Here is a 9,128-nt window from a genome sequence, read left to right as displayed (position 1 = left end):
GTTGCTGCCATGCTGGAAGCGGAAAGGATTGCAAAAGACCCGTCTGTAAAGGGCTACAATGACCTTGACGAGTTGTTTGCTGACCTGAAAAGATGAAAGAAACCAAATATACCGTCAAGTACACGACCAGTTTCAAAAAAGACTACAAACGAGCCATCAAGCGTGGTTTGAAGATCGAGCTGCTGGAGCAGGTCGTAGCGTTGCTGGCGATGGGCGAACCGCTGCCGGATAAGAACCGTGACCATGACCTGTCCGGCGATTGGGCAGGCCATCGGGAATGTCATATTCTCCCGGACTGGCTGCTTGTCTACCGCATAGAAGATGATGTTCTGGTGCTGACGCTGGCCCGCACCGGCACACACAGCGACTTGTTCGGCAAATAAACCGACTGCCGCCGTATGGGGAAACCTGTACGGCGGTTTTTCTGTGTGCAAAAGGGTGTCGTGAAACGCGACGCACCTAAAAGGAGTACGCCAAAACGCGGTAGCCCTTACCGCTCCGGTTCCCGGTCGTGAGGTTTGTCCCGTTCCTGTCGGGACAACTGCTCGGCGGTTTTGCGGAGCCGTTCCACTGCTTTCAAATCCTCCCGCATTGATTTCATGGCAAGCGTATCCGTCTGCTTTCCGGCGGTCAGCTGGTCGATTTCCCGCTGCCATGCCTTCGGGGTGATTGCCTCGCCGTTGTCTTTCAGTTCTTTCAGATACCGGTCTGCTGCGTCATAGAGGATCAGTTCCCGGCTGTGGCGCTGTTCAAACTGTTCCCGTTTTTCCGGCTTTACTTTGGCAAGCTGCTTGTGGATGGACTTGTACTGGTTGTACTGTTCCCACATCTCCCCGCGCTCGGTAAGGGTAGTGATCCGGCGCTCGGCCTTGACGATCTTTCCGCGCAGGTCATAGTAACGGCTGTTCATATCAGCGATTTTTTCATGAAGCTGCTGCATAGACTGGATGCCGTTTGCCTGCAAAAAGCTGAATAGTGCAGCGCTTTCTTGCAAAGCCCGGATTTTGCCGGTGCGGGTGCGGGGAGCGTCCAACTGCTGCTGGGCCTCCCACAAGGCGGTCAAGCTGCTTTGCTGTGTTTGTGGTTTTTCCGTTTCGGCTTTCGACCAGCGATAAAGACGGGTAATGCGGGCTTTGATTTCTTTCAGCAGCTTGTTGTCGGCGGCGATCTGCCGGTTTACTTCTCCCTTGTCGGTGCGGATACCGCGCTTTTCCATTTGGCTGGCGGCTGGCCCCAGATGGACAGAGGGGATTTTATCAATGCCCTGCCGCTTGTAGCTGCGGTGGTCAATGCGCTCCGGTCTACCGGCAGATTCCAGCGCCCGGTTGGTGTAGGCTGCCCACGCTGCCCTCCAAATCTCCACATTCCCTTTGTCGTTCCAGTCGGTGGTGTCCTCTCGGTGGTTCTTCCAGCCGCCTTTCCCATCCGGGATACGCTGTCCATTCTCGTCCAGGTCGTATGCCTTGCGGCACTTCGCGCCCCATGCGCCGTTTTCTTTTAAGGGCCGGACGGTCAGCATGATATGAACATGGGGGTTGCCGGTTCCCCTGTCATGGATGGCAAAGTCGGCGCACATCCCCTTGTCCACAAAGTTGTCCTTCACATAGGACCGGACAAGGGCAAGCTGCTGTTCTATGGACAGTTCGCGGGGCAAAGCTGCCTCAATCTCGCGGGCAAGCTGGCTGTCCCTTGCTTTCTCGATTTGCTCCACGCTGTTCCAGAGGATAGAACGGTCTGCAAATTCCGGCGGGGCGTAGGCAGGCAGCATGATCTCCGCATGAACAATGCCGCCTTTCCGGGTGTAGTCGTGGGTCATGCCGTCCCATTCATTTGTCAGCTTGGTTCCGCTGCGGTAAGCAGCTGCGGCAACAGCAGAACGGCCTGCGCTGCGCTTGATGATACTGATGGGGATATGACAGAAATCTATGGGGAACACCTCCTTTCAGTGAGGGGATAACAGGCTCTGTGGAGCCGGACAAACGCAAAGTGGGTGTCTGGCTGCGCAGAGCGCACAAGGGGTTTGGGGAGCGTAGCTTCCCATCGTGGACGAAGTACGCAACGCCCCCGGCAGGGCGCACAGCACCGGCAACGGTGTATAAGTGCGCCCTTGTAAACAAGGGACTTATGGTGTGTCCCCGGATTTTGGCAGATTTGCGGTTAATTCCGCAGCCCCCGGAAGATGGGACAGGGCAATCAAAAATGCTTTGACCTCTGCGCCGGAAAGGTTGGGAGCCATCGGGAAAATCCCCTCCAAAATGGCTCCACGCTCAATCAGACGGCGGGTGCGAACCCTGCGTTCTTCGTTCCGCTGCTTGTTCTCCAAAATCTTCTTTCGGTTTTCAAGCTGCCGGATCTCCTTCAGGACTTTCTCCCGTTCTTCTTTTTGGGGGTGTGCTGTAATTTTTTCGTTCATGTCATGCACCTCTTTTCTTTGGAAACGCTCATAGATTGACCGTCCATTTCTGACGCGCAAAGTACCGGCGCAGCCTCCGCAGTGCGGCATGGATGGATTTTCCCGCCTGTGCTGGCGTGATACCCTCCATTGCGGCAATATCTTTCACTTTCATACCCAGCATATAGCGGGCGTGGACACGGCGAGCCTGCATAGGCGGCAGGGAAGAAATGGCTTCATACAATCGCCGGATCAGTTCTTCGTATTCGGCTAATTCTTCTTTTTCTATCAGATGATCCTCCGGCGATGGCTGCGCCCAGCCGATGGCGGCATTTTCGATTCCATCGTTACAATCGAGGGAATAAAACGCCTTATACCGGAACATCTTGCGATCTCTGGCGGCCTCGGCTCTCTTATCCAGAAGAAACGCTTCGACGATCTCATCGGACACCTCCACAAAAATGTCCTCTTTGCAAAATGGATAATATTGTTTGAGATTGATGGTCTGCATAGGCACGCCCTCACTCTGTTTGAAAAAGGTCATCATAGCAGCGGCGCATATTCCGCAGCCCCCGGTGGATGGCAACGCTGACCTTACTGCTATGGATACCCTCTCTCCGGGCGATTTCCGGCTGCTTGATACCGGCAATGTAGTAGGCGTGAACACGGCGGGCCTGTGTCGGAGTGGTATGAGCCAAAGCCACCAGCAGGGCGGCAACCAGCCGCAGGCGGGCGGCCCGTTCCTCACGCTCCACCAGAATATCCTCCGGCGATCTGCCGTGTTCCAGCGCGTAGTTCTCCGTCCAGCTATATGCGTCCAGGGAGTACCAGGCGCGGTGGTAGACCTTCCGGCGCTCATAGTTGTTCATCTCGCGCTGGGCCTGCCGCATGGCCTCCCAGACCTCGTCGCTGACCTCTACAAACTCGTCGTGCCGGTAGTGGGGATAAATCCACCGCAGATTGATTGTTTTCATAGGCTTACCTCCTGAAAATGGGAGAGGCGGACAGCTCGTCCGCTGTCCGCCCCTCGCTGGGATAAGGGAAATGATCCCTTTCACTTGGTAGCCAGAAAACAGGTCATTCGTTAAGCCTGTTCTCAAAGAAATTTATAAATTTTTTTCTGACCGCCTCCACACTTTGATACACAGCCACTTTGGAGCAGCCGCACAGCACACCGATCTCTGCAAGGCTCAGCCCGTCAAGCGCATAGAGCAGGAACCGGCGGCGCTGGGCCTCGGTACAGGTGTCCAGAACAGCCATCAGCTCATGCAGCGTTTCCATGCGGCAAAGGTATTCCTCCGGCGTTTCGCCGTAGACCCCTACACCCTCGGTGGTAATGATGTACTCGTCAAACTCCCGGCCATCCCAATGCCGCCGCTGTTCATGGAACAGGTTCTCCGTTTTGTGATCGGCCCGGTCAAGAAATTCATAGACTTCCAGCGTGACCTCCACGGCCACAGCTTGTCCGTTATAATTGATGGTAACTTCCATCTGCCTTTCCTCCATTCAGATTTTTTCGGGAAAATCTGAATGGGGCGGCGGAGAACGGCACCGGGGATAAAGTTCGGGCCATGCTGACCCGATGTTCCGGCTCCATAGAGACAAAAAAGCGCCCGGACGGCATAAAGCCATACGAGCGTAATAGAGTATATTTTGCTGTTTAGTTACATGGTATAGTGCATACTTCTGACCGCATTGCTCCGCTGCTGGGAACAGGCTTTTTTTAGCTGGTGCAGGTCATGGGGACTGTGAAAAAAGGCAAAAATAGACACGGCGGCAATCCTCCTATGTGCCGCCGTGGATTTACACGGTGTTAGGTCGTCGTTGGTTTAGCGTAGACGAAAAGAAACGGCGGCTCTGATTTCTCAAAACCGCCGCCAGGGTATCTAGAGTAAGCGCACAAAATCAACCTGCCCAGCTACGGTTTTTTTCTTTCCCCATTAGGCGGGGCAGGTTTAAAAGAATATGAAAAGCCGATAACAGCAGTCATGTTAGCCTGCGTGTTATCGGCTCTGCGTCTATGCGTCTGGCTCTCTAATAACGGATATATTCAGTTGCTTTACATGAATGAGCGTTTCCTGTTTACATTTTGGACAGAACAAGGGGAAATTCCTTAATTCCGTGTCAATTCGTATTTTTATTCGGGTTTTATTATGGCATATAGGACAACTAACCCAACTTGTCTCTTTCATCAAAATTACCCCGTAACTTGATGTTTCTTTGATATATTTTTTGTTAGTCTATAAAATACGAATATCAATCCAACATTAAGGATGATCATAAAGACCGGCTGGCTCATACCGAAATATGTTTTCATATCAGAAAATATACCGTTTGTATGAAGCATAAAAATCGGGCAAATTTCCTGCATTTTTTGTAAAACAGGAAGGCTATCATTAAAATCAAACACAACTGGCAAGAAGCAGATGACGCAAGAAGTAATAAGCGCTGTAACAGGAGAACTCATTTGAGCACTTAAAAACAATGTAATAGTTGTCAAGGCTACAATCCCAAAAATATTCAATATTACAGAGATAAAGAACATTTGCAAAAAGGTCAAATTATATATTGAAGAAGCATAATGTAATGAAGATTGAATGCTTACATTCCACCCCTGTAACCCATAGGTACAGCCATACAGAACTAAATTTAGCAGTAAATACAAGAGGTATGTGCCAATTACAACTTCCAAGGCCGCTATAATTTTTGAAGTTGTGAGTTTGGTTCGGCCATACCGAGCCGAATAAATAATGCTATCTGTATGAAGTGCATACTCTTCTGAGAAAACAGGAGATAGAGTGATTACAACAATTAAACATATCATTATGGACAAGATGCTCCCCATTCCAGATAATAGCTTATCCCAGCCATCGCAATATCCTAAAGTCACAGTTGGACTATTTGGATATGCTGTTTCGAGTGACTTAAAACTACCATCAGAATTTGTCAAATATTCCAGAATCGCCGCTTGGTCACGATAAACATGAACAGCAGAAAAAGCAGAATTTTCATCTTGTCCAACAGTTGCTTGTTTTGCTTGGTCGATTTTTTCTTGCATAGTAAGTAATGTATTTTGAGAGAGTTTTCCTTCAAATATTTCTGCTACTTCCTTCCGTTGTTCAATGGCTGTAAAACCGCTTGCTAATGCCATTTTTTCAAGGTCATAATCATAGAAAACATTTTGATAATTAAATTGAAAAAAGAAAAAATAGGCAACGATAAGAACCACACCAGCTAAAAACAACATTCGTGTTTGCTTTCTCGAACATATTTTATTTCGTTCTGCTTTTATCATTTCATTCATGCTCGGATACCTCCGCAAAATAGTATAAATACAAATCTTCCAATGTTGGATCAACATTCCAAGCGGTTCTGCATGGTGCTTCTTGAGAAATAATCCTCAGCCGTTCTGCACCATTATTATGTTTCAGATTTGCTGTTACATAGTTCAATTCTAATTCTTCGGCCTCTTTTCGAGATACATCACATTCCCAAACACATTTTTCAATCGGCTTCAAAAGTTTTTCTGGAGAACCATGTTGAATTAACTCGCCATTTTTCATAATCAGAATCTCATTTGCGATATATTCAACATCAGAAACAATGTGAGTGGACAAAATTACAATTCTATTTTCTGCCAAAGAACTAATCAGATTCCTAAACCGCACCCGCTCTTTCGGGTCAAGTCCAGCTGTAGGTTCATCCAAAATCAAAATACGGGGATCGTTTAGTAATGCTTGAGCAATTCCCAAGCGTTGTTTCATACCGCCGGAAAAAGTTTTGATTTTTTCGTTTTTCTGTGTGAGCAGATCAACAACCTGCAACAGCTCCATTGTGCGATTATGGGCTTTTTTAGGTGGCAGCCCCTTTATTGCAGAGATATACATCAAAAATTTATACGCTGTAAAGTTAGGATAATAGCCAAAATTTTGTGGCAGGTAGCCTAAGATATTACGATATTTCTCGCCCAAATCATGAATGTTTTTCCCGTTAAAAAAAATGGCTCCTTTCGTTTCAGTTTGGACATCGCAAATCATTCGCATCAAAGTTGTCTTGCCCGCACCATTTGCCCCGAGTAGACCATAAACACCATTTGTTAATTTTACGCTGAAATGATTTACAGCTTTTTTTCTTCCATATTCTTTTGAAAGATCATTTATTGTAAGTTCCATATCAATTCTCCAATCATTTTTTCTTTTTTCAAGTACAGTTGAAGTGTTTTCCCTAATAGGATAATAGATAACACATAAAATCCAATCCATCCCCAGAACATAGACGCTTCAAATATAAATCGCTGATGGAGTACAAGAGAAAATGTTCCAGAAAGAAAAATCATACAAGCGATTAAATGATACAAGCTATCGTTTGTCCTGCTTTTCGCACATATAAAAAGATAACAAGTGCAAGAAATATTAAATGGAATCAAACCATACAACACCATTTCAATCATTGATTTCTGGTAAATATATGCCATTGAAATTAAAATGACTGTTATTAGGAAAAGGTTGATTACTCCAATAATCAGCATACGACCTGCTACAATTTTTACCAGCGTTGTTCTACTAGACTGTTCAATTTCCCACATACCATAGATGTTGCTTTTAGATATTTCTATTGCACCTAATAACGCAAGGAATGGAACCATAACTGCAAGGATTGTCAATGGATAATAAAATGGAACCCTCCATTGGCCCAGGATACATGCTAATAATACTGCACATATAGTGAGTATTATTTGAACAATCCAGAAAGAAAGCGGCAGAAATTGAAGTTGGTTCAATATAATATCTCGCATTGAATTTTTATTGAATTCAGAACTATTCATGTAACTTTTTCCAGCTACGATTACTGCTTTAATTTTAGGTTCAGATGGAGCAGGCGTTTCACAACTCTGCAACCATTCTAATACACCATTTTGTTTTTGGGTCATACATTATCGCCTCCTCTAAAATCAGCCAAATATCGTTCCAGTTTTTTAATCCCCTGTTGGAGCCTAGATTTTACAGTAGAAACACTAGCTTTTGTAATGGTTGCAATCTCTCGGATTTTCAAATCATAATAAAATCGTAAAATGATGACCTCTTTTTGATAGTCCGGTAATGTGTTGATTGCATATTGAATTTGCGCTTTAAGTTCGTTAAGCTCAATTTTTTCAAAGGCATTATCAGTATCTTCTATATCTTCAAGAGTTTCTAAATCCATATACAGGGGTTTTGCTTTCTTAGTATAATTGTTACAGGTATTAACAGCAATCGTTAGCAGGTAGTTTTGAAATTTCCCGATCTTTCGTACTGATTGAATATTCTCCAACAATTTCAAGAAAACATCTTGTGTAATATCTGCGGCGGTATCTGGATTGCCGTTCAATCGCCGACAACAAAATAGATAAATTGACTGATAATATTTTCGGACAATTATCTCAAATGCATCTGTGTCACCCGACTGGATTTTTTTAATTAGTATGAAATCTTCGATACCGTGTCACCGCCTTCCATGTGTAAAACGCCTTACACTTAATATACAACTGAGTAACCCAAAAGGATTTAACTTTAGAAATTTTTCTTTTACTTTTTTCATTTCCCTTCTATTGTAATTCCTGTTCTTGAAAAATATAAGATGTAATATATGAATTATAAACTTCAACCAACCTGCATATAGCAACATTCCACGGGCAAAGTATGAATTATACAATGTAACTGGGTGATGTTATATGGCGAAAGTTGAAGATTGTCCCGGTTTTGAAACCTTCGGCGCAGATGTCAAAGCTGCACGAGAGGCAAAGCGTCTGGCACGAAAAACATTGGCAGAAATGGTTGGGATTGAATGGCGGTATCTTGCCAACATTGAGAATCAAGGTGCGATTCCGAGCCTGCCTGTGATGATCCAGTTGATTAAGGTCTGCGGACTTCCCGTGGAACGGTATTTTAACCCGGAGATTATGCGAGAAGAAAGCGAACAGCGGCAGCGGGTCAGCCACAAGCTGAAACTCTGCCCTGAAGAATACCTGCCGATTATCGAAGGTGCCATAGACGGGGCGCTCAAAATGGAACAGACTGCGAAGCAGAAGGAGGACGCATAATCGCGGCCTCCTTCTGGCATTTCTATATCAAGGTTCCCGGCACTTTTCCAAAAGTTCCCGACACCTCTGCTGGATTTCTCCGGTTTCTGTCACAGTCAGGTCACGGTCATTTCCAGTAATCTTATCTTCCAGAAAGTTGGCGTATGTACCCAACAAAGCGTTCCGTAAATCCTCCGGGGTTTTCTGTATTTCAGCGCTGTACCAGTCATTCCGGTGGGGTTCCCATGCCATCAATGTATAACCATGACTGGTCTGAACCACCTCATACAGAGGGTCATCCTCCAGATATGCCTGAAACACTTTCAAAACCTTTTCAAAGGTCAGCATTTCCCGCACCTCCCATTCAGCTGCAAATCAGTTCCCTGATTAAAATTTCCTCAATCTGTGCCGTTAATGTGTTCATCAGCCCCACCCAACGCATAGGATCACAGGCTTTCAGTTCTTCCGTGACACCCGCAGTCTCCATCATGTGAGGCAACATGGTGTCCACACGCTCCTGCGCTGTCCGGTCAATCTCTATCAGGTGCGGATACAGCTTCTCGCTCATCAGCAGTTGGTTGTAGAGAATGGGGCGATGTTCCTTTAGGTAGGATTTTCGCATTCTGCCGTACTTGCCGATAGAAGTTTCCGGCTGTTCAGAAAGTTTTAGGTTGGGTA

At 46.1% G+C, this 9,128-nt stretch carries 14 protein-coding genes and 1 pseudogene; 3 read left to right on the top strand and 12 right to left on the bottom strand.

The window, feature by feature from the left end:
• Together G5B06_RS18155 and G5B06_RS18150 are read left to right on the top strand one after the other, a co-directional pair.
• Positions 1-96: pseudogene (locus G5B06_RS18155) on the top strand (type II toxin-antitoxin system antitoxin, RelB/DinJ family); the annotation flags it as partial.
• The gene (locus G5B06_RS18150) at positions 93-383 is read left to right on the top strand and encodes a type II toxin-antitoxin system YafQ family toxin (RefSeq protein WP_002596328.1); all 291 of its coding nucleotides are present in this window, start codon (positions 93-95) and stop codon (positions 381-383) included. The pseudogene G5B06_RS18155 and the gene G5B06_RS18150, both read left to right, overlap by 4 nt.
• Before the next feature lie 107 nt (positions 384-490).
• Here the strand turns inward: G5B06_RS18150 and mobQ are convergent, their stop codons facing one another.
• The 10 genes from mobQ to G5B06_RS18100 form a co-directional block, all read right to left on the bottom strand.
• Positions 491-1,936, bottom strand: coding sequence for a MobQ family relaxase (gene mobQ / locus G5B06_RS18145; protein ID WP_097780861.1), 1,446 nt, complete (start codon positions 1,934-1,936; stop codon positions 491-493).
• A gap of 186 nt (positions 1,937-2,122) precedes the next feature.
• The gene (locus G5B06_RS18140) at positions 2,123-2,413 is read right to left on the bottom strand and encodes a DUF3847 domain-containing protein (protein WP_015536525.1); all 291 of its coding nucleotides are present in this window, start codon (positions 2,411-2,413) and stop codon (positions 2,123-2,125) included.
• 28 nt (positions 2,414-2,441) lie between these two features.
• On the bottom strand, positions 2,442-2,903 hold the full coding sequence (locus tag G5B06_RS18135; protein WP_173740191.1) for an RNA polymerase sigma factor: 462 nt from the start codon (positions 2,901-2,903) through the stop codon (positions 2,442-2,444).
• Positions 2,904-2,913: 10 nt separating this feature from the next.
• Positions 2,914-3,366, bottom strand: coding sequence for an RNA polymerase subunit sigma-24 (locus G5B06_RS18130; RefSeq protein ID WP_173740192.1), 453 nt, complete (start codon positions 3,364-3,366; stop codon positions 2,914-2,916).
• Positions 3,367-3,469: 103 nt separating this feature from the next.
• Positions 3,470-3,883: an RNA polymerase sigma factor gene (locus G5B06_RS18125; protein WP_007860240.1), complete on the bottom strand. Its 414-nt coding sequence runs from the start codon at positions 3,881-3,883 to the stop codon at positions 3,470-3,472.
• A 527-nt stretch (positions 3,884-4,410) separates the two neighbouring features.
• Positions 4,411-4,584 (bottom strand): cysteine-rich KTR domain-containing protein, encoded by a 174-nt coding sequence (locus G5B06_RS18120; RefSeq protein ID WP_081026450.1) that lies wholly within the window; start codon positions 4,582-4,584, stop codon positions 4,411-4,413.
• Positions 4,585-4,589: 5 nt separating this feature from the next.
• A complete protein-coding gene (locus G5B06_RS18115) occupies positions 4,590-5,696 on the bottom strand; it encodes a hypothetical protein (RefSeq protein ID WP_016300381.1) in 1,107 nt (368 codons plus the stop codon).
• The gene (locus G5B06_RS18110) at positions 5,689-6,564 is read right to left on the bottom strand and encodes an ABC transporter ATP-binding protein (protein ID WP_173740193.1); all 876 of its coding nucleotides are present in this window, start codon (positions 6,562-6,564) and stop codon (positions 5,689-5,691) included. The genes G5B06_RS18115 and G5B06_RS18110 overlap by 8 nt, the downstream gene beginning before the upstream one ends.
• On the bottom strand, positions 6,549-7,322 hold the full coding sequence (locus tag G5B06_RS18105) for a hypothetical protein (RefSeq protein ID WP_016300379.1): 774 nt from the start codon (positions 7,320-7,322) through the stop codon (positions 6,549-6,551). Before G5B06_RS18105 ends, G5B06_RS18110 begins: the two co-directional genes overlap by 16 nt.
• Complete coding sequence (locus tag G5B06_RS18100) at positions 7,319-7,810, bottom strand: RNA polymerase sigma factor (RefSeq protein ID WP_256163714.1); 492 nt, start codon at positions 7,808-7,810, stop codon at positions 7,319-7,321. The genes G5B06_RS18105 and G5B06_RS18100 overlap by 4 nt, the downstream gene beginning before the upstream one ends.
• Positions 7,811-8,102: 292 nt before the next feature.
• Between G5B06_RS18100 and G5B06_RS18095 the strand changes: the two genes are divergently transcribed.
• Entirely contained in the window at positions 8,103-8,471 is a 369-nt protein-coding gene (locus tag G5B06_RS18095) for a helix-turn-helix transcriptional regulator (protein ID WP_005933665.1), read from the top strand.
• A gap of 27 nt (positions 8,472-8,498) precedes the next feature.
• Here G5B06_RS18095 and G5B06_RS18090 read toward each other — a convergent pair whose 3' ends face one another.
• Entirely contained in the window at positions 8,499-8,798 is a 300-nt protein-coding gene (locus G5B06_RS18090; RefSeq protein WP_002596315.1) for a hypothetical protein, read from the bottom strand.
• Between the two features lie 16 nt (positions 8,799-8,814).
• A partial coding sequence (locus G5B06_RS18085; protein WP_173772686.1) for a TnpV protein occupies positions 8,815-9,128 on the bottom strand: 314 nt, incomplete at its 5' end.

Source organism: Blautia luti (assembly GCF_013304735.1).
Lineage (GTDB): Bacteria > Bacillota > Clostridia > Lachnospirales > Lachnospiraceae > Blautia_A.
Note: the sequence above shows the minus strand (reverse complement) of the source record. Positions and strands in the feature narration are given on the sequence as shown.

Coding starts and splice junctions, on each gene's coding strand:
- G5B06_RS18095 (WP_005933665.1), top strand. CDS start 8,103: ATGGCGAAAGTTGAAGATTGTCCCGGTTTTGAAACCTTCGGCGCAGAT.
- G5B06_RS18130 (WP_173740192.1), bottom strand. CDS start 3,366: ATGAAAACAATCAATCTGCGGTGGATTTATCCCCACTACCGGCACGAC.
- G5B06_RS18110 (WP_173740193.1), bottom strand. CDS start 6,564: ATGGAACTTACAATAAATGATCTTTCAAAAGAATATGGAAGAAAAAAA.
- G5B06_RS18115 (WP_016300381.1), bottom strand. CDS start 5,696: ATGAATGAAATGATAAAAGCAGAACGAAATAAAATATGTTCGAGAAAG.
- G5B06_RS18140 (WP_015536525.1), bottom strand. CDS start 2,413: ATGAACGAAAAAATTACAGCACACCCCCAAAAAGAAGAACGGGAGAAA.
- G5B06_RS18125 (WP_007860240.1), bottom strand. CDS start 3,883: ATGGAAGTTACCATCAATTATAACGGACAAGCTGTGGCCGTGGAGGTC.
- G5B06_RS18105 (WP_016300379.1), bottom strand. CDS start 7,322: ATGACCCAAAAACAAAATGGTGTATTAGAATGGTTGCAGAGTTGTGAA.
- G5B06_RS18150 (WP_002596328.1), top strand. CDS start 93: ATGAAAGAAACCAAATATACCGTCAAGTACACGACCAGTTTCAAAAAA.
- G5B06_RS18090 (WP_002596315.1), bottom strand. CDS start 8,798: ATGCTGACCTTTGAAAAGGTTTTGAAAGTGTTTCAGGCATATCTGGAG.
- G5B06_RS18120 (WP_081026450.1), bottom strand. CDS start 4,584: ATGAAAGAGACAAGTTGGGTTAGTTGTCCTATATGCCATAATAAAACC.
- G5B06_RS18135 (WP_173740191.1), bottom strand. CDS start 2,903: ATGCAGACCATCAATCTCAAACAATATTATCCATTTTGCAAAGAGGAC.